The sequence below is a fragment of the Burkholderia sp. RF7-non_BP4 genome (genome assembly GCF_001521935.1).
In the GTDB taxonomy this organism is placed as follows: domain Bacteria; phylum Pseudomonadota; class Gammaproteobacteria; order Burkholderiales; family Burkholderiaceae; genus Burkholderia; species Burkholderia diffusa.
Window position 1 is genome coordinate 1 of sequence record NZ_LOTA01000078.1, and the last position, 19,998, is coordinate 19,998.

General features: G+C 66.7%; 15 protein-coding genes and 1 pseudogene. 5 read left to right on the top strand and 11 right to left on the bottom strand.

Translation table 11 applies throughout. The features are described from left to right. From WS49_RS34075 to WS49_RS24210, 7 genes are all read right to left on the bottom strand, one after another. Positions 1-2,543 (bottom strand): ESPR-type extended signal peptide-containing protein (locus tag WS49_RS34075; RefSeq protein ID WP_257130212.1); only part of this gene is annotated, 2,543 nt, incomplete at its 3' end. Positions 2,544-3,611: 1,068 nt separating this feature from the next. After that, positions 3,612-4,514 carry a hypothetical protein gene (locus WS49_RS24185; protein ID WP_059534035.1) on the bottom strand — a complete coding sequence of 301 codons (903 nt, stop codon included), beginning with the start codon at positions 4,512-4,514 and terminating at the stop codon, positions 3,612-3,614. Positions 4,515-4,606: 92 nt separating this feature from the next. Next, positions 4,607-4,825 carry a hypothetical protein gene (locus WS49_RS24190; RefSeq protein WP_059534037.1) on the bottom strand — a complete coding sequence of 73 codons (219 nt, stop codon included), beginning with the start codon at positions 4,823-4,825 and terminating at the stop codon, positions 4,607-4,609. 223 nt (positions 4,826-5,048) lie between these two features. Then, entirely contained in the window at positions 5,049-5,699 is a 651-nt protein-coding gene (locus WS49_RS24195; RefSeq protein WP_059534039.1) for an NADPH-dependent FMN reductase, read from the bottom strand. 311 nt (positions 5,700-6,010) lie between these two features. Further along, complete coding sequence (locus tag WS49_RS24200; RefSeq protein WP_059534041.1) at positions 6,011-6,316, bottom strand: NIPSNAP family protein; 306 nt, start codon at positions 6,314-6,316, stop codon at positions 6,011-6,013. Positions 6,317-6,648: 332 nt separating this feature from the next. After that, positions 6,649-8,001 carry a DUF3999 domain-containing protein gene (locus tag WS49_RS24205; RefSeq protein ID WP_059534043.1) on the bottom strand — a complete coding sequence of 451 codons (1,353 nt, stop codon included), beginning with the start codon at positions 7,999-8,001 and terminating at the stop codon, positions 6,649-6,651. Beyond that, entirely contained in the window at positions 7,998-11,414 is a 3,417-nt protein-coding gene (locus WS49_RS24210; RefSeq protein ID WP_059534045.1) for a DUF2339 domain-containing protein, read from the bottom strand. The genes WS49_RS24205 and WS49_RS24210 overlap by 4 nt, the downstream gene beginning before the upstream one ends. Before the next feature lie 358 nt (positions 11,415-11,772). On the opposite strand from WS49_RS24210, the pseudogene WS49_RS24215 reads away from it, so the two are divergent. From WS49_RS24215 to WS49_RS24230, 4 genes and pseudogenes are all read left to right on the top strand, one after another. Then, positions 11,773-13,182, top strand: a pseudogene (locus WS49_RS24215) (quaternary amine ABC transporter ATP-binding protein); the annotation flags it as partial. Continuing rightward, entirely contained in the window at positions 13,175-14,071 is an 897-nt protein-coding gene (gene choW, locus WS49_RS24220) for a choline ABC transporter permease subunit (protein WP_059534049.1), read from the top strand. The pseudogene WS49_RS24215 and the gene choW, both read left to right, overlap by 8 nt. A gap of 114 nt (positions 14,072-14,185) precedes the next feature. Continuing rightward, on the top strand, positions 14,186-15,187 hold the full coding sequence (locus tag WS49_RS24225) for a GlxA family transcriptional regulator (RefSeq protein ID WP_059534051.1): 1,002 nt from the start codon (positions 14,186-14,188) through the stop codon (positions 15,185-15,187). Between the two features lie 109 nt (positions 15,188-15,296). Next, entirely contained in the window at positions 15,297-16,244 is a 948-nt protein-coding gene (locus WS49_RS24230; RefSeq protein ID WP_059534053.1) for a choline ABC transporter substrate-binding protein, read from the top strand. Between the two features lie 136 nt (positions 16,245-16,380). Here WS49_RS24230 and WS49_RS24235 read toward each other — a convergent pair whose 3' ends face one another. Further along, positions 16,381-16,806 (bottom strand): PACE efflux transporter, encoded by a 426-nt coding sequence (locus WS49_RS24235; protein ID WP_059534057.1) that lies wholly within the window; start codon positions 16,804-16,806, stop codon positions 16,381-16,383. A gap of 158 nt (positions 16,807-16,964) precedes the next feature. Between WS49_RS24235 and WS49_RS24240 the strand changes: the two genes are divergently transcribed. Next, positions 16,965-17,888, top strand: a complete 924-nt coding sequence (locus tag WS49_RS24240) for a LysR substrate-binding domain-containing protein (RefSeq protein WP_059534060.1) — start codon at positions 16,965-16,967, stop codon at positions 17,886-17,888. Between the two features lie 49 nt (positions 17,889-17,937). Here WS49_RS24240 and WS49_RS24245 read toward each other — a convergent pair whose 3' ends face one another. The 3 genes from WS49_RS24245 to WS49_RS24255 form a co-directional block, all read right to left on the bottom strand. Next, positions 17,938-19,086 carry a WD40/YVTN/BNR-like repeat-containing protein gene (locus WS49_RS24245; RefSeq protein ID WP_059534062.1) on the bottom strand — a complete coding sequence of 383 codons (1,149 nt, stop codon included), beginning with the start codon at positions 19,084-19,086 and terminating at the stop codon, positions 17,938-17,940. Between the two features lie 56 nt (positions 19,087-19,142). Further along, entirely contained in the window at positions 19,143-19,412 is a 270-nt protein-coding gene (locus tag WS49_RS24250) for a MoaD/ThiS family protein (protein ID WP_006749905.1), read from the bottom strand. 124 nt (positions 19,413-19,536) lie between these two features. Then, on the bottom strand, positions 19,537-19,935 hold the full coding sequence (locus tag WS49_RS24255; RefSeq protein WP_059534064.1) for a nuclear transport factor 2 family protein: 399 nt from the start codon (positions 19,933-19,935) through the stop codon (positions 19,537-19,539). Positions 19,936-19,998 lie beyond the last annotated feature (63 nt).

Consider the following 19,998-nt stretch of genomic DNA (forward strand, 5'->3'; position numbering starts at 1 on the left):
CCGCCGAGGGCTGCGGCGGTGCTGTTGCCGAGATTGTCGGTCTTGGTCGTGACCGTGCTGAGGCCGGTGGACAGCGAGCTGATACCCGTCGAGGTCGAGGTCGAGAGCGACGCCACCGAGCTGTTGGTCGAGCTCAGACCCGTCGACAACGAGTTGATACCCGTCGAGGTCGAGGTGGACAGCGAGCTGATCGAGCTGTTCGCCGATGAGAGGCCGGTCGACGTGGAGGTCGAGAGCGAGTTGATGCCCGTCGAGGTCGACGTGGACAGCGACGAAATTGCGCTATTAGCCGACGACAGACCGGTCGACGTGGACGACGACAGCGAGGTCACCGTGCTGTTGGTCGAGCTGAGGCCAGTCGACAGCGAGCTGATGCCCGTCGAAGTCGACGTGGACAGCGACGAAATCGAGCTATTCGCCGACGAGAGACCCGTCGACGTGGACGTCGACAGCGACGCGACCGAGCTGTTGGTCGAGCTCAAGCCCGTGGACAACGAGTTGATACCCGTAGAAGTCGACGTGGACAGCGAGCTGATCGAGCTGGTTGCCGACGACAGGCCGGTCGACGTGGACGTCGACAGCGACGTAACCGAGCTGTTGGTCGAGCTGAGGCCGGTCGACAGCGAGTTGATGCCCGTCGACGCCGAGGTCGACAACGACGTAATCGAGCTGGTCACCGACGACAGGCCGGTCGACGTCGAAGTCGAGAGCGAAGCGACCGAGCTATTGGTCGAGCTCAGGCCGGTCGACGTGGAGGTCGAGAGCGATGCCACCGAACTGTTGGTCGAGCTCAAGCCCGTGGACAACGAGTTGATGCCCGTCGAGGTCGACGTGGACAGCGAGCTGATCGAGCTGGTGGCCGACGACAGACCCGTCGACGTGGAGGTCGACAGCGAGGTCACCGAGCTGTTGGTCGAGCTGAGGCCGGTCGACAGCGAGTTGATGCCGGTCGAAGTCGAGGTGGACAGCGACGAGATCGAGCTATTCGCCGACGACAGACCCGTCGACGTGGACGACGACAGCGAAGTCACCGAGCTGTTGGTCGAGCTGAGGCCGGTCGACAGCGAGTTGATGCCGGTCGAAGTCGAGGTGGACAGCGACGAGATCGAGCTATTCGCCGACGACAGACCCGTCGACGTGGACGACGACAGCGAAGTCACCGAGCTGTTGGTCGAGCTGAGGCCGGTCGACAGCGAATTGATGCCGGTCGAAGTCGAGGTGGACAGCGACGAGATCGAGCTGTTCGCCGACGAAAGACCCGTCGACGTGGAGGTCGACAGTGAGGTCACCGAGCTGTTGGTCGAGCTGAGGCCCGTGGACAGCGAGTTGATGCCGGTCGAAGTCGAGGTGGACAGCGAAGAAATCGAGCTATTCGCCGACGAGAGACCCGTCGACGCCGAAGTCGACAGCGAAGCCACCGAACTATTGGTCGAGCTCAGCCCGGTCGACAGCGAGCTGATCCCCGTCGAAGTCGACGTGGACAGGCTGGCAATGCTCGACGTCGTCGTACTGGCGACCGCATAAAGCTGGCTGCCGTTGATCGCGTCCGTGCTGGTCGCGCTGACCAGACCCGCGGCGACGTTCTGAATGCGCCGCTCCGCCCCGGCCGCGCCGACGCTGACCACACCGGCGGCGGAACTCGCGCCGGCGTAGGTGCCGAACGTCTGGCTGCCGATCGTCGTGCTGCTGACGGAACCCGTGCCGCCGGTCGCCGTGTTCGCGGTGCCGTTCGTGACGGCATTGGAACCGAGTGCGACCGAACCCGCCACGCTGGCGTTGGCGTTGGTGCCGAAAGCCTGGGCGTTGGTGGCGCTGGAGACGGCGCCATCACCGATCGCGGTACCGAAGGCGCCATTGACTGTCGAGCCACGACCGACGGCGATACCCGACGTGGCGGTCGATCCGACGGACGATTGTCCGCCGATCGCGATGCCGTCCGATGCGGCCGATTGCGCGCCCTTGGTTGCGTTGCTGCCGATCGCGATCGAACCCGCACCGGATGCGATGGTCGAGTTTGCCTGCGACAGCGGCGTCGTGCCGTTGCCGCCCGCGCCGCCGATTGCGACCGAGTTCAGCGCGTTTGCGGTCGAGCCGAAGCCGAGCGCGGTGGAGCCGGTGCCGCTGGCGGTCGTTTCGAGACCTGTCGCCACACCCCACAGGGCTGCGGAGGATTGCATGCCGGTCGCGACGGCGCCGTTGCCAGTCGCTTGCGCAAACGAGCCGTATACCGTGACGCCGGTGAAAAGGTTGCCGTTGGAGTTACAGCCTGCGACGACCGAATAGGTGCCCGAACCGTCCCCTGCCTGATTTGACGTGCCGCCCGGGTTCACGCGGCCGACCGCGCCGCTGCTTCCCGTGAAACAGGTCTGCTGCGTGTTGAGCGTGTTGGCCTCCGCGAGCGCGGGGAGGCCCAGTGCGAGCACGGCGGCGGCCGCGACCACGATGGCGGACTTGTTCGGCTTGCCCCGTGCCGAATCATGTTCGGATGCAGCGACCCAGGCGCCGAGGGCTTCGTTCCAGATCGAGCGGTATGTGCGGTTCATGTCCTACTACCTCCAAATAAGCACGCCACACACCGGTCTCTTTCGTTAGATGAATCTGCCGTGCGTTCGCGCGAATCTCAAAATTGATGGGCGGAGTTTATTTGAGGCGCTATTTTGAGATTGACAAACAGTGATAAATGGAGCGTTCGGAAAGTTAAAAGATGGTTAATGCATCGTGTTTTGATGCATTGGACTGTAAGAGATTTGAAAATAAGTGAAATGTCGAGTGAAGGGCGCTGCTGGGTGTGAGGGGTGCTAAAAAAATCTATAAAAATCAATGGAATACGTGTTCGTTGTGTGCCGTGCCGCACATTGGATGTCACGAAAAGTAAGACAAATGAAAAAGCAAACGTTTGCGGCAAACGTTAGCCTTTCTGCATTGTAATGTTTGATGGAACGCTAGCTCGGATCGATCGAGCGACCTTGTTAATTTGTTAATTTGAGATTTAAAGCGGATTTTCAATTGCATTTGCCGGGTTTTCTTAAAAATCAAAAAAGCATGAAGAAAGGGTTGTTCGGCTATGCTGGTTTGCGCATTTCGCCGGCCGTGCTGGCCCGTGGGGCGGGCCTTCCCCGGTGGCCAGCGTCACAAAGTTGTAAAAAAGTGCTACAGGCGCATTGACCCGACCATTGGGATTCCTGTTTGGAATCTGCTCTATTGACGAATTTCATGTGATGGGTTCGGAGGCGAATTGGACGACGAGCCGGATCGTCCACGACGGCGGTCGGAGACGCGCACGTTGCGGACGCTGGGAGCAGCGAGCAGGAAACGTCAGATTTGAGCCACGGTCAGTCGATTCTGCTGGCCAGGATGGGCATTCGGCGGGAGGAAAGACGACGCGCAAGCGCGTCGGACGAGCGCTTTCGCGTGGATGGGTGCGCGTTGGCTGGCGTGACGCCGCGCGCGAATCGAGAGACGCGAGCTGGCGGGTTGCTCGTTTTCGTCCGAAAGGGGATGTCGCCGTGCGGATCACGGTCGTGGCCGTACGGCGAGGTTGTGCCGCCCGGTCCGGGCGACGCAGTACATCGTCCCGGACAAGACGCCGCCTGCAACCTGCGGCCGCGGCCTTATTTCTTCAGGAATCGCAGCGCGAGGCGCGCCATGCGCGGCACGAACATCGGGCGCAGCAGCCGTTTGTCGTACCCGGCCATCCGGCGGTCGTTCTCGCTGAGGCACAGTTCGATCAGTTCGCGCGGGTTGAGTGCATCGCCGATGTCGGCGGTGCTCGTCGCCGGAAAGTTCGCATCGTGCGCGACGCCGTCCGCGTCGATCCCGCGCGCGATACCGATGCGTTCCCGGATCAGGAACGCCCACACGGCCGCGACCCGTGCGAAGAACCACGGCCGGCGCCACCACGGCAAACTCCGCCAGTACCACGCATACCAGTTCACGAAGAACAGGATGTGCCGGCCTTCCTCCTGGATCACGGGTTCGAAGGTGTCGACGAGTTCGGGCGGGAAATAGCCGGAGCGCTGCGCGGAGCGGAACAGGCCGAACGCGAAGAAGCTGTCGATGCACTCGCTGAAGCCGGTCACCATCCACGACCACTCGGGGTCGTTCGGCGCCGGATAGGGCGGCTCGGGGGCGAGCGCGATGCCGTATGCCTGCACCAGCTTCGACAGCACGACCTTGTGCCGGGCCTCCTCGGCGCCGTCCATCTCGAGCGCCCGGCGCAGCAGCGGATCGCCGACGGTCGCCGCGAAGGTGGCGACGCGGATCGACGCGCGGCCTTCGGTCTGCACGGCGATGTCCCAGATCGGCAGCGACGTGAGCCGCTTGAGTTCGTCGGGCTTGAGCGGCGGCCAGTCGATGACGGCCGGTTTGTACGGATTGTGCGTATCGAGCAGCATGCGGCAGAACATCTGCCTGTGCGCATCGGAACCGATCCTGACCGGACCCTGAAGCTCGAAGGTCCAGTTGCGCATGGCGTGATCTGCCGCTGCGTGGTCTTCCTGCAGCGTGTCGGACATGGCTGTTGTTATGCAATTACGAGTCGAAAGATTCTTGCATAGCTTTCGTAATCGCGTATTTTCGAGCCGGCCCGCGCTGCCGTGCGCTGCGCTCAGGCTTGCGTGTCGATCCAGAGGCGTCCCCAGCGGGACGCATACGCGAGCGCGTGCTCCTCTTCGAAGAAGAAGTCGATCGCGTCGAACGACACGGCGCGCGGCGACGGACCGCCGCTTGCCTTCTCGATCGTCAGGTTCGCGGCGAACAGCCCGTTCGGCAGCCGGGCGGCAGCGGGGGCGACTTCGTAGCCCTTGTAGCGGATCGTGCGGTTCATGGCGTGCGCATGGAAGGTTCGGGCTTTCAGCGTACGAAAACCCGCGGCGCGCGTGAACCAATCTTTCGGCCAATGCAAATCACGTGGCGGGCAGGATCGTTATCGGCGCGGGGAGACGGCATGAAGCAGGCGGCGACGGCGCAATGCGCACCGCGCCGTCGGACACGCGCGCCCGCGCGCGGCGAACGTCGTCGGCCGGGCGCGGGCGGCGGGGAGGCTGGGGTTAGTGGTTGGCGATCTTCAGCACGGGCGCGAGCGCGTCGACCGATGCGGCATGCGTGGCCGCGCGATGCGACGCGAACGCGAGCGCGAATTCGGCTGCCTGCGAGCCGACGGTTTCGAGCTGTGCGACGACCTTCGGATCCGAGCAGCTGTCGGCGCTGTCGAAGCGCGTTTCGAGCGTGTTCACGGTGGCGCCGAACGGGGTCGGCCAGCCGCGCAGCGCGTGGACGATCGACCGCAGCGACGTCAGCACGGTGCCGGCGGCCTGCCAGCCGTAGGCCGTGACGATCAGGCCGACCGCGCGGCCGTCGAGGTACGGGCGCTCGTCGGCGCGCAGTTCCTCGAGCGTGTCGAGCGCGTTCTTCACGAGGCCGGACACGCCGCCGTGATAGCCGGGCGTCGCGATGATGATCGCGTCGGCTTCGCGCACGGTGTCGATCAGCTCTCGCTGCGCGTCGGTCAGCGTCTTGTGTTCGGGGGCGTAGTGCGGCAGCGTATGCAGGAACGGGCCGTCGAACAGTCGCGTGCGTGCGCCGGCGGCCTGCGCGCCGCGCAGCGCGAACGACAGCGCGCGTTCGGTCGACGACGCGGCTCGGGTGGTCCCGCCGATGCCGACCACGAACGGGCGGCGGTGTTGATCGAATGCAGTCAAGGGGCGCTCCTTGGGGATGGCTTGCCCGGCTAAGCACAGGCTTAAAACCAGATGGTAACGACCCCGCCGCCACTCTGAAAACGACTTTTCGTTCTATCGATATGCCGTGCACACGGGTCGCGCGTGCGCGCTGCGATGCAGATCGATAGCAGAAATGCTTGGTTGGGACGGCGTGCCGCGCTCGATAAGATGGGCTCGTCTCCTCCATGATGTCTCTACTGACATGGGTTGGCCCCGCCACGCGGATGCAGGCGGGGCTTTTTTTCGTCCGGCGCCGGAAAGGAGGGGCGACGCGCGGGCGTGATGCGGCGTTACGCGAACATCGGCCGGAAAAAGCTGCGCTCGTAGCTGACGATGCAGCGCGTTTCCTCCGCATACCGGAACGCGGCCTGGCAGGCGGGATCGGTTTTCGAGCGTTCGCGGTAGCGCTCGTATTCGGCGAGGCTCGGGAACGAGAACATCGCGAGCGCGATGTTGCTGGCGCCTTCGGAAGGCAGGAAGTAGCCGTGGTGCGTGCCGCCGAATTGCTCGACGAGCGGAATCCACATCTTGCCGTAGGTTTCGAACTGCTCGAGTTTGTACGGATCGATGACGTAGCGAAGGAAGCAGGTGACCATGGGCGCTCGCGGTGCTGTGGAGGATCAGCGAGTCTGGAGCGCGTCACGGGGCGTGTCAACGAGGAGCCGGCCGCGCTCGCGCCGGCTTCGTGCATCGCGGGCAACGTTTCGCGCGTGCCGACGTGCGTCGACGCCGATGTGTGCGTCACGGACTGCTTGCGGGCGCAACGATCTGTGAATCCGGTCACTTGGGCGAAGGCGTCGAACCCGTGGGCATGCACGCCATCGCGCCATCGTTGCGCTTCGGTCTCGCGTGATGTTCACGACATGTTTCTTGCGACGCCTCGCGGCGCGCGGCTGCGGCCTGATTCGTCGTGCCGGCGTGGCCTGCCTCAATCGTCGCGTGTGTGCGTGTCGCCGCCGCCGCGCGCGAGGCGCCATGCGATCGTGCCGAGCACGCCGACCGCAACGACCAACGCCACCCACAGCACGTAACGGCGGATCGCATCCTTATCGGCGGCCGGCTCCGGCGGGGCCGCCGAAACCGGCAGTGCCGCGCCGACGCGCGCGGGCCGCACTTCCGGCGCCATCCCGACCAGCAGCGCATCGCGGCCCACGGCCGACGACGGCAGCGACGCATTGCCGACGCCGAGCGTGAACGGCGGCGTGCCGCGCGCGACGAAGGTCAGGGCGGCCGGATGCCAGCCGACCGCGACGGCAGGCTGGCCACCGCCGAGACCGCCGTTGCGCATGTCGACGACGATTCGCCATGCGCGATCCGGATTCGACGCGAACGCCAGCGGCGGGTTGCGCTGTTCGCCACCCTTGCCCTGCAGCCGGAACAGCACCGCGTCGGCAACGTCGCGCCACGGCGTCTGCGCGCCGGGGCGACTCTGTATCGTTGCGCGCGCAACTGTATTTGGTTGTGGAAGGTCGATGCGCACGCGGTCGACCGGATAGGCGCCGTCGGTGTCGAACAGATACTCGCCGGGCGTGCTGCCGGCGCGCACGTGCACGGCTTCGCGCCATTGGCGCGGCACGGCCGCGCTGTCCGCCGTGCGTGCATCGTGCGGTTGCGTTTCGATCTCGATCGACCCGATCGTGGGTGCGCCGTCGAGCCAGTCGAGCCGCAGGTAGCGCGGCCCCGCGCCTTCGAGCGCGATGCGTTCCTGCATCAACATGTCGCCGCCGCGCCCCACCTTCAGCAGTTGCGTGCTGCCGAGCGAGCGCCAACTGCGCAGATCGTCGCTCGCCGCGACCGCGACACGCCCCTGGTAACTGTCGTCGCTCACGTGCACGAGCAGTGCGTCGACCTCGCCGTCCGCGTGCGACAGGTCGACGAGATCGGCCGCATGCTTCGCTCGCGCCGGCGCGGTGACGGCCGCGCGCAGCGAGCCGTCCGGCGCAACCGACACGCCGAGCGGCGCAGGCCCGTCGTCGGCGCGCGCCGGCGGCAACGGGAACCAGTGCACCGGCGTGCGCGACGGCGGCACGGCCGCCGCCGCCGGCGCATCGAGCGAGTAAGGCACGGGCTCGCCGGTGCCGTTGAAGATGCGCACGTCGCCGAGATCGTCGCGCCGGCTGGCCGCATAGACGGCCTGCGGCACGGTGAGCTGGTAATACGCGGCGCTGCCGTCGAGATCGAGCGAGAAGCGCTGGGCAACGCGTTCGGCGCCGGGCGTGCCGTCGGCCGCCGCGAACGACGTCAGCAGGCTCAGGCCGAGCAGGGCTGCGAGTCGTTTCATGATTGGCGATCGTCCCGTTGGGCCGCGGCCTTCGGCGGCAGCGGCGAGAAATAGCCGATCAACAGCAGCAGGATGCCGATGCCGATGAACGACACGATGCGTTCGATGCCGGTGACGTGCGACAAGTCGAACAGGAACAGCTTGATCACCGTGAGCGCGAGCAGCGCGGCGCCGACGAACCACAGCGGACGCAACCCGCGGCGCGTGGCCCAGATCATCGTCGCGAGCGCGCAGAGCGTCCAGTACACGGAAACCGACGCCTGCACGAGCGTCGATTCCGCCATTGCATCGAATGCGTACGGCACGCCGGTCCAGTGATGGAGCGTGCGCAGCAGGATCGCGTTCAGCCACAGGAAGGCCGTCGCGCCGGCCGCGCCGAGCAGCTCGACGCGGTAGTTGCCGAACGACCAGCCGAGCTTGCGCGCGCGCACGAACCACGACGCCGCGAGCGCATAGACCACCACGAGCACGAGGTCGAGCGGATTGAGCAGCGGGACGCGCGCCCAGCTGCCGCCGTCCTGCGTGAAGTTCGCGTAGAAGGTCCAGGCCCACATCACGACGATCAGCGGCAAGGACGCGAGCGCGCACACGCGCGCGATGCCGTCGCGGCGCGTCAGCCACATGCCGGCGAACGCGAACAGGCTCCAGCCGACCATGAACACCTGCTGGATGCCGAACGACGACAGCACGGCGTCGATGTCGTAGGCAAGGTGGAAACGGTGATGCAGCGTGCGCAGCAGCAGCGCGTTGAACCACAGGAACACGGTCGCGAGCGCCGCCAGGTCGGCCGCGAGTGGATGCCAGCCGACACCGAGCGTCTTCAGGCGGCGCAGCCAGGTGGCGAACGCGACGAAGATCAGCAGTTGCGCGACGTCGAGCGGATTGAGCAGCGGCAGCCAGAACAGCGGCGACGCATCGCCGTCGCTCGTCACGCTGGCGATGCTCCACAGCCACAGCAGCGCGGCGAGCGGCGCTGCGCCCCACACCTGATACGCACGCGGGAACGCGGCGACGGGCCAGCGCAGGCGGGAGCCGGGGCCCGAAACCAGCAGAAGCAGCGCGCCGAAGCCGTAGGCCCACGCGCTCCAGCTCCACGCGCCTTCGGGCACGAACGCGCGCAGGCGCCAGAAGCCTTCGAGCGAGAACAGCCCGCACAACGTCCAGAACATCAGCGTGTGCAGCGTCGCGATCACCGGCGTGGGGGTGACCGCCACGGCCGACGTGCCCGACGTGCCCGACGTGCCCGTCGCGCCCGTGACCTGACCAGCCGCCGCCGTGCCGCGCGACTGACGCAGCAGCAGCGCATAGCCTGCGACGACGGCGATCGGCCACGCGAACGCGCCCATGCCCGACAGTGGCGCCTCATGCGCATCGAACGCGCGCAATGCGAGCAGCGCGAGCACGGGCGTCAGCGCGAGTGCGGGCCATTCGGCGATCGGCCAGACGAGCTTGCGGCGCACGACGTGTGCAAGCCATGCGGTGCCGCCTGCGAACAGCGCGGTCGCGTCGACGACGAAGCGGTCCGCATGCAGATCGACGTGGCGGCTCGCATAGACGAGGATCTCGTGCAGCCCGCTGCTCAGCCACCACAGCAGCCCCCAGGCCGCGGCAGCCGCGCCGACGTCCGGCATCCATGCGTGCCACGCGCGCGCTTCGTCGCGCCCGTGCAGCCACCAGCCCGTGAACAGCCCTGCGAGCGCGATCAGCAGCATTGCGATGTACGGGCTGTTGAGCACCGGCAGCGCGTTCGTGTCGGTCGGCCCGAGCAGGCTCGTGAAGAATGCGCCGGCCGCGGCGATCTGCATCAGCAGGCCGAAGCCGAACGGCGCAAGGCGTTTCTCGCGCACGCCGACCCACACGATCGCCGCGCCTTCGATCGCCCACGCGGCACTCGTCGTCGGGCCCGAAAATGCGAGCGGCACCGCGAGCGTCGCGAAGATCACCGCCAGCGCGAGCATCGCCTCGAACAGCAGCGCGAGACGATCGCGGCGCCGCGCGAGCCATGCGGCGACCGCGACGTAGAACGCCGACAGCGCGACCGCACTCCACGCGAGCCCGAACGGCATGCCCTTCACGAGCGATGCCTGCAACGCCGTGGCGACGATCGGGGTGCCGAACACGAGCGTGCCGTCCACGTAGTGGCGCAGCGCCAGCTCGCGTTTCACCGCGTACAGCAGCGCGATGCCGACGTACATCAGGAAGAACAGGATCAGGAACGGCTCGGTGGTCGCGAACAGCGCGGGGCGGTATGCCGTCACGCCCCACGCGGAGCCGATCGTGAACGTGAACACGAAGCCGAGCAGGTTCAGCGGACGCCACGCCTTGAACCATGCGATCGCGAAGATGCCCGCATTCAGCAATGCGTAGTAGCTGAACAGCGCGACATGGCTGCCGTGGCCGGTCGACAGCAGCACCGGCGCGAGGAAGCCGCCCGCGCTGCCCATGAATGCAAGCGGCAGCGCGTTCTGCTTCACCGCGAGGAACGCGCTCAGCGCGCACACCGCGACCATCAGCGGGAACGCGGCGCCGACCGGCAGCAGCGCGTAGAGCTTGGTCGCGGCGAAGATCGTCAGGTACAGGATGCCGATGCCGCCGCCCTGCAGCACGAGGCCGTATGCCGCGCGGCGCGCACGCACGCGCCAGCCGATCGCGAGCAGCGCGGCCGCGGCGAGAGCCGTGCCGGCGAGGCGGAATTCGATCGGCAGCAGGTTGTTGTCGGCCGCGTACTTGAGCAGGAACGCGACGCCGAAGAACAGCACGATGATGCCCACGCGCACGACCGTATTGCCGCCGAGCAACCAGTCGCGCGCGGCGCGGAACGCGCGTTCGGCGATGCCAGGTTCGCGGGGTGTCGGCGGGGCGGGCGGGGTGGATGGTGAAGTCGTCGCGGGCGGATTCGCGGGCGCGCCGGCAGCGGCGGTCGCTTCGCTCGTCCGCGTGGCGACGGCCGGTGCGGGGGCCGGGATGGACGTCGACGGCGGCGCGTCGGCGCGCGCGACGGCCGGCTGCACGGACGGCCGCGGCGGCATCGAGGGGGATGCAGGCGTGACCGAGGCGGGCGTCGCCGGTGGCGTTTGCGCGGCGACGCCGGCCGTGGCGGCACCGGCCTTCGCGCCCGCGAGCTGACCGCGCAATACGTCAAGCTCGCGCGTGAGCGCGTCGACCGTCGCTTCGAGGCGCGCGACGCGATCGGCGAGCGGCACGGGAGCGGGCTGCGGTGTCGCGGGATTGGCGTAAATCGCGAACGCGTCGGGTAGCGCGTCGCCGCTCTTGCGCTTGCGTTGCTGGAGCGCGTGACCGATGCAGAACCCCGCCGCCGCGCCGAGCAGCGTGCCGCTGGCGGCGGAGAAATCCCCGAACAATGCGGCGATACCGCCCACGATGAAACCGATTGCGGCAAAAGCCCAATTCATCGCCTTGCTCCCTCTCTCATTTCGTTATCGTCCTTCGATCGGCGCACGGCCCGATCGAGGCTGTTTCAGTATGGCCGGCAGGCGAACCGGCATGCGCACGCCGTCGGCGCGGCGCCACGCCCAAGGCGCGCGGCGACGTCGCGATCAGTGCGATTGCCGGCAATGTATCACAATGGCCATGGGGGATTTTCTGGGTTGCGGGCGGGCGGCGAAACGTGCCTGTCGCACGTTCGCGATGCGGGTTTTCGTACGATCATTCTTTTCGCACGAAGAGGACGGGCGACGCCGTCCGATCGGACGTGGAATTGTCGCAAAGCGACGCGCGGCTTCCACGGGTTGGCGCAAAACGGCGCCGTTCGCGCGTCGCGCTGCTGCGCACAAGCCGCGCCCGGGATGCCCGCCGTTATTGGCTGAGCGCGTATTGCGCTGCCGCAATCGAGTGCCGCCGGGCGCTGTGCCCCGCGTGGCGGGGCTGCCGGGTGTGTCGTATTTGCGCAAGCGTTTGTCGTAATTCGTCGGCAGGTCGGGGTTTTTTCTGGCAACTATGTAGGCACGCTATGACACGCGTGAGTCCCCGCTACACGAGGAGAAGGTTTCGATGGATGCCCCCAAGGTCGTGGTCGAAGGTCTGTGCAAGGTATTTGGAAGCAACCCGCAGCAGGCGCTCGACATGCTCGCTGCCGGCGCGACGAAAGACGATGTGCTCAAGCGTACCGGTCAGGTCGTCGGTGTGCACAACGTATCGTTCGACGTGCAGGAAGGCGAAATATTCGTGCTGATGGGCCTGTCCGGCTCCGGCAAATCCACGCTGATCCGCCTCGTGAACCGGCTGGTCGATCCAAGCGCCGGCAAGGTGCTGATCGACGGGCTCGACGTCGCGTCGGCACGCCGCTCCGCGCTGACCGCGCTGCGCCGCAAGGACATGAGCATGGTGTTTCAGTCGTTCGCGCTGATGCCGCATCGCAGCGTGGTGTCGAATGCCGCGTTCGGCCTCGAGGTCGCAGGCGTCGGCAAGAAGGAACGCGAACGCCGTGCGATGGAGGTGCTCGAGCAGGTCGGCCTCGCACCGTTCTCGCACAAGCTGCCGTCCGAGCTGTCGGGCGGCATGCAGCAGCGCGTCGGCCTGGCCCGCGCGCTGGCCGTGAACCCGTCGCTGATGATCATGGACGAGGCGTTCTCCGCACTCGATCCGCTCAAGCGCCGCGAAATGCAGGACGTGCTGCTGCAACTGCAGAAGGAACAGCGCCGCACGATCATGTTCGTGTCGCACGATCTGGAAGAGGCGCTGCGCATCGGCAACCGCATCGCGATCATGGAAGGCGGCCGCCTCGTGCAGGTCGGCACGCCGCAGGACATCATCGCGAATCCGGCCGACGACTACGTGCGCGCGTTCTTCGACGGCATCGACACGAGCCGCTATCTGACGGCCGGCGACCTGATGCAGACGGGCGCCGTGCCGACCATGTCGAAGTGCGATGCCGCGAACGTCGCGGCGACGCTGAACGGCAGTGCCGAATACGCGTTCGTGCTCGACGCCGCCCGCAAGATCCGCGGCTTCGTCACGCGCGACGCGATCGGTCAGGACACGCCGTCCGTGCGGCCGATCGAGAGCATCCGGCGCGATGCGTCGCTCGAACATGTCGTCGCACGCGTCGTCGCGAGCCCGAATGCGCTGCCCGTCGTCGACGACGACGGCTGCTACTGCGGCTCGGTCGACCGCGCACTCATCCTGAAGGCCATCACGCGTTCGCGAGGCTCCCATGTCTGAAATGATTCCGCTCGGTAGCTGGGTCGACCAGTCCGTTCACTACCTGCTCGACCACGACGCGAAGACGTTCGATGCGATCGGCCGCGCGATCGAGGGCCTCGCCGCATTCGTCGAGCACAGCCTGCAGGCGATCCCGATGTGGCTGATGATGGCGATCTTCATCGGTGTCGGTCTGTGGCGCGTGGGCTGGCGCTTCGCACTGTTCACCACCGCGTCGCTGCTGCTGATCTTCGCGACGGGCTTCTGGGACCAGACGGTCATCACGCTCGGCCTGACGCTGTCGTCGACGATCATCAGCCTCGTGCTCGGCATTCCGCTCGGCATCTGGGCGGCGAAGAGCAAGTGGGTCGCCGCGATCGTGCGTCCGATCCTCGACCTGATGCAGACGATGCCGGCGTTCGTGTACCTGATTCCGGCCGCGATGCTGTTCGGTCTCGGCCGCGTGCCGGGGATCCTGTCGACGGTGATCTTCGCGATGCCGCCGGCCGTGCGCCTGACGAGCCTCGGCATCCGTCACGTGAATCGCGAGATCGTCGAAGCCGGCCAGGCATTCGGTTGCACGCCGTGGCAGCTGCTGTACAAGGTCCAGTTCCCGAACGCGCTGCCGTCGATCATGCAGGGCGTGAACCAGACGATCATGATGGCGCTGTCGATGGTGATCATCGCGTCGATGGTCGGCGCGGGCGGCCTCGGCAACGACGTGCTCGCAAGTATCCAGCGCCTCGACATCGGCCTCGGCTTCGAAAGCGGTCTGTCGGTCGTGCTGCTCGCGATCATTCTCGACCGCATCACCGAGAGCTTCGGCCGCGCGCCGGGCACCGTGAAAGCACCGCTGTTCTCGGGCCTGAAACAACTGTTCCGCGCGAAGGCCACGCCCGCGCAAGCGTAAGCAACCGGCGGCCGGTTCGCCTTCCGGCCGCCTCCCCCGATTCGATACCGGCTTCCGTGGCGTGTGCCACGGGGCTGGCTGCGTGCAACCTGCTCAATTCGCCAGGAGCCCGATGTGACGTCCGCCGCCGCTGCCGCCGTGCCCGCCGCTTGCGTTTCACCGGTTTCGTCCCTTGCCCATTTCGGCTTCCTGACGCTGCCGAACTTCTCGATGATCGCGTTCTCGAGCGCGGTCGAAGTGCTTCGGATGGCGAACTACGTCGGGCGATCCGATCACTACAAGTGGTCGATCTATTCGCTCGACGGTGCGCCCGTGCATGCCAGCAACGGCATCGCGGTGCGCCCGACCCAGGCGCTCGACTACACGAACCTGCCGGACGTGATGATCGTGTGCGGCGGGATCCACATCCGCAACGTGGTCGACGACGGCGCGCGCGACACGCTCGCGGCGCTCGCCGAACGCGGGCTGCCGCTGGGCGGCATCTGCACCGGTGCGTATGCGCTCATGTCGGGCGGTCTGCTCGACGGCTATCGCTGCACCGTGCACTGGGAGAACCTGTCCGCGCTGCATGCGGAGTTTCCGCAGGTCGGATTCGCCGACGAGCTGTTCGTCGTCGATCGCGACCGGCTCACCTGCACCGGCGGCACCGCGCCGCTCGACCTGATGCTGAACCTCGTCGGCATGCGTTTCGGCCAGCAGCTCGCCGCGCAGGTGTCCGAGCAGTTCATCCTGGAGCGCATCCGCAGCTCGACCGACACGCAGCCGATTCCCGTCGATGCGCGCGTCGGTTTCTCGCGCGCGGAGCTGATCGAGGTCGTGCGGCTGATGGAGGCGAACATCGAGGAGCCGCTGTCGCTCGAGGAACTCGCGCGGCTCGTGCGACTTTCGCAGCGGCACCTGCAGCGAATGTTCAAGGTTTATCTGAACGTGTCGCCCACCCACTATTACCTGACGCTGCGTCTGAAACGCGCGCGCGACCTGCTGCGCACGACCGACGCATCGATCGCGCGCGTGACGACGACGTGCGGATTCCATTCGCCGTGCCATTTCAGCAAGGCGTATCGCGCGCAGTTCGGTCACGCGCCGAGCTACGAGCGACGGTTGCCGGGGCGCTGACACGACCCGCGCGAGCCATTCGGTCCGCGACGCCGCCGGGATCTCGGCGCGCGGTTTCAACACTCGATCCCGCCCCATGAAAAACGACGTCACTTTGAGGAGAAGACAGATGAAGCGCCTATTGATCGCAGCGGCATGCGGGATCGGGATTGCAGCACCGATGTCGGCGGTTTACGCGGCCGACCCGCCCGTGTGCAAGAACGTGCGCTTCGCGGACGTCGGCTGGTCCGACATCGCGGCCACCACGGGCCTCGCATCGACGATGCTGCAGGGTCTCGGCTACACGCCGACCAAGACGATCGCGTCGGTGCCGATCACGTTCGCGGGCATCAAGAGCAAGCAGATCGACGTGTTCCTCGGCTACTGGTCGCCGACGATGGATCCGATCATCCAGCCGTTCACGAAGGCCGGCACGATCAAGGTGCTCGCCACGCCCAACCTGACCGGCGCGAAATACACGCTTGCGGTGCCCGACTACGTGTACCAGGGCGGCCTGAAGTCGTTCGCCGACATCCAGAAGTTCGCGGACAAGCTCAACGGCAAGATCTACGGGATCGAACCGGGCAACGACGGCAACCTGCTGATCAAGAAGATGATCGACGGCAACCAGTTCGGCCTCGGCAAGTTCAAGATGGTCGAGTCGAGCGAGGCCGGGATGCTGGTCGAGGTGAATCGCGCGATCCGCGACAAGCAGTGGATCGTGTTCCTCGGCTGGGAACCGCATCCGATGAACGTGCAGATGAAGATCGACTACCTGAGCGGCGGCGACGACGTGTTCGGCCCGAACTACGGCGAAGCGAAGGTGCTGACCGCGACGCCGCCCGACTACGCGCAGCGCTGCCCGAACGTCGCGAAGTTCGTGTCGAACCTTCAGTTCACGACGACGATCGAAAACCACGTGATGGTGCCGATCATGAACAAGGAAGACCCGAACAAGGCCGCGGCCGAGTACCTGAAGGCGAATCCGCAGGCGCTCGACAAGTGGCTCGCGGGCGTGACGACGATCGACGGCAAGCCGGGCCTGCCGGCAGTGAAGGCGTATCTCGGCGTGCATTGAGCGACCGGACGAACGGCGCGCCGGCCGAAGGGGGCGCGCCGGCGTGATGAAACGCGGCCCTCCCGCATCGTGCGGGCGGGCCGCGTCGTTTTCGGGGCGCGAGTGGTTTGGCGAATCGCCGCGCCGCGAACCAACGTCACGATTCCTTCGTCGCCGCCGGGACGTCGAACACACGATCGAACGCCCACTGGAACACGAACGCGTAGCAAAAGAAGAATGCGAACAGCCCGATGTCGACGACGAACGCGTCGAACCACGAGATGTCGAGCCACCACGACACCACCGGCACGAGGATGAAGATCAGCCCGCCCTCGAATGCGGTCGCATGCAGGATCCGCCGCGCGAGCGTGCGCCTGGGCTGCCGGCGCGACGCTTCCCAGCGCTCGAACAGCGTGTTGAAGATCATGTTCCACAGCAACGCGATCGCGGACATCGTCGCCGACAACGCGCCCGAATAGACGAGGCTTTGCTTGAAGATCGCCGCGATCGCGGGCGAGATGCAGGAGATCGCGATCGCTTCGTAGAGCAGCGCCTGCGTGATCCTGCGCGGTAGGCCTTGCACGTTGTTTCTCCGGTTCGACGGTGGCTCGACGGTCGCTTGCGCGGCACGGCGCCGCGATGTCCCGCAAGGCTACGTGCGTTGCGCGAGCGCTTCAATTCACCTAATCTCACCCGGATTGAATCGAATTCAACCCGGCCGGACCCGGCCCGCGAGGCCCCGTGTTCTCGAAAATTCCCCTGACCGCATTGCGTGTATTCGAGTCGTCGGCACGGCTCGGCTCGTTCAAGGCCGCGGCGGACGAGTTGTCCGTGACGCCGGCCGCCGTATCGCATCAGATCAAGTCGCTCGAAAGCCGGATCGGCGTGCTGCTGTTCGAACGCGGCGCGAGCGGCGTGCGGCTCACGGAGGAGGGCGAACGGCTGTTTCGCGCGAGCCACGATGCGTTGCTCGCGCTGAGTCGCGGGCTCGACGCGGTGCGGCCCGAAGCGGCCGACGAGCGCACGCTCGTGCTGACCACGACGCCCGCATTCGCCGCGATGTGGCTGATTCCGCGTCTTGGCCGGTTTCGGCAGGTCGATCCGCAATTGAGCATCAAGGTCGAAACCGGCAACACGCTCGCCGATCTCGACCGCGACGCGCGAATCGATCTCGCGATTCGCGCGACGTCGCGCACGTTCCCGACGCTGCACGAGATCGCATTGATCGACGAGTATTTCGGCGCGTATGCGGCCACCGGGTTCGATGCGCATCGTTCGGAAGAGCGCCTCGATTTGATCGAGACGGTGTGGGATACGCCGCAGCCGATGTCGATCGATTGGGCGTCGTGGTGTCGTGCGGCGGGCCGGGAAGCGTGGCTCGAGCGGGCGGTGTTCCGGCATTACGACGACGAGCACTACGCGTTGCAGGCCGTGTTGCACGGCCAGGGCGTCGGGCTGCTCAGCTCCGTGCTGGTCGCCGAGCACGTCGAGCGCGGCGCGCTGATGCCGATCGAGCCGTCGGTGCGGCTCGCCGGCGCACGCTTCGTCGCGCTGTGCCGGCCCGGGCGGGAACGCGAGCCGCAGGTCAGGCGGTTTCTCGACTGGCTCGAAGCGGAAATCGCGCGCACGCGTGGGGCGGTGGCGCGGATCGCGCCGCATGTGTGACGCAACGGTCCGGCGCTTCCATTGCGCTGCGACGCGTGCGAATCGTTCGTTACCCGAAACGCACGCAATACACCGGCGGCAAATGCGCGGAGACCTGCCGCCAGTTGTCGCCGCCGTCGCCGGACGTCCATAACCCGCCCGTCGTCGACGCCATCGCGAGATGCGTGCCGGAGTCGTCCACCGCGAGCCCGTGCCGATACACGAGGTCGTAGGCCGGCGCGGGCGGCAGCCCGTTCGACAGCGTCTCGAAGCTGCGGCCGCCGTCGCGCGTGCGCGTGACGACGAACCGGCCGTTCACCGGAATCCGGCACGCATCCTTCACGGCCGGCACGAACCACGCGGTGTCGGGATCTGCCGGATGCACGGCAACCGCAAAGCCGAAGCTCGACGGCTGCGCCTCGATCCGCTGCCAGTGCGCGGCGCCGTCGGTCGAGCGGAAGATCGCGCAGTGATGCTGGGTCCACAGCACATCGGGCGCGGCTGCGCACTGGACGACGCGGTGCGGATCCTGCACGTTGGGTTCGCCGCGCCGCTCGGGCGGCATGTAGTCGGCTTCCATGCCGTCGGCGCTGACGCGCCAGGTCGCGCCGCCGTCGAAGGTCTGCCAGACGCCGCCGCACGAAATCCCGATCGTCACGTGCCGGCTGTCGCGCGGATCGATCATCACCGAATGGATGCCGGCGGCATCGTAGCCGCCGCCGAACCACTCGGCGCGCTCCGGGCGGTCCCATAGCGCGCGGTTGAGCACCCACGAATCGCCGCCGTCGTCGGACTGGAACAGTCCGCCCGGTATCGTGCCGGCCCACAGCACGCCCGGCTCGTCGGCGCCGCCGGCTTCGAGCGACCAGATCTGCTGAAGCGTCCACGGCGGGCGTGGCGGGGCAGGCGCTTCGTCGTCCGAATCGCCGGCGCCCGCGTGGGTGCCGGTGTCGGCGCGAGGCGTGTCGGCGGGCTGCGGCGGATAGACGGGCACCGCACATTCCTCCCATGCGGCGGCACCGGCACGCCGCCGATGCAGCTTGACGCCGAAGTGGCCGAGATTGAGCGCCGCATACAGCGTGCCGTCGCGCGGGTCGGCCAGCGCCATGCTGACCGGGTCGCCGATGAAGTGCGGCTCGCCGAGCGACCAGCCGCCGTTGCCGTCGGCGTGCAGCACGAACAGGCCCTTGCGGGTCGCGACGAGCAGTCGATCGTTCATGTCGGGTGTCTCCAGTTGGTCCGACCGGGCACTTGCTTCGATGGAGATGCGTCCCTTTATCCGCCGGACAGCGCCTGCACGACATAGACGCGGCTGGCATCGCCGAGCGCGTCGGACAGGTGTTGCCGGTCGCGCACCGGCTGGCCGTCGATGAACACCGACAGGTGCTTTCGCAGCGCACCCTGGTCGTCGACGATATAGCCGCGCAGCCGCGGCTGCTCGCCGAAGACGGTTTCAAGCGCTTCGCCGAGCGTCCGTGCGTCGATGTCGCGCTCGGGCGTGTCGATATGGCGCTGGATCGACGCCGCGAAGAAGAGGTGGGCCATGGTAGTGGCTGGCAGGAGCCGCGCGGGGGGACGGTCTGTAGTGTAGGCGATCGATCGGGCCAGCAGCGGCATTTGCGGTACGGCCGGCGGCGCGGCGACCTTGCTGCGCCGCGCAACGATCCGGCTATGCGTACTTGTCGCCGACGGTACTTCGCACCGGATGCGTGTCGTAGATGATGACCATGCGCTCGATGCGCGCGTCGTCGTCGAATTCGAAGACGTCGACGCATTCGAACCGCACCTCGGCGCCGTCCTTCAGTCCCCAGTCGTAGACGAAATAGCCGGTGGCCCGACGTGCGCCCGTCGTGCTGACGCAGATGTCGATCGGCGTGATCCGGCTTTGTCCGGATGCCGCCGCGACTTTTTCGAAAAATGGTCGCGGCGCCATCCAGCCGAGAAACGGCGAGAATATCCGCGCATCCGGCGCGAACAGCGCGCAGATCTCGGCGACGTCGCCGCGTTCGAGCGCTTTCAGGTAGGTATCGACCTGCCGCGTATATAGTGCGTCGGACGACGAGACCATGGTATTTCTCCGTTGATTGATGACGAGCCGTCCGCGACAGCCGTCGCGAGCCGGTTCAACCAC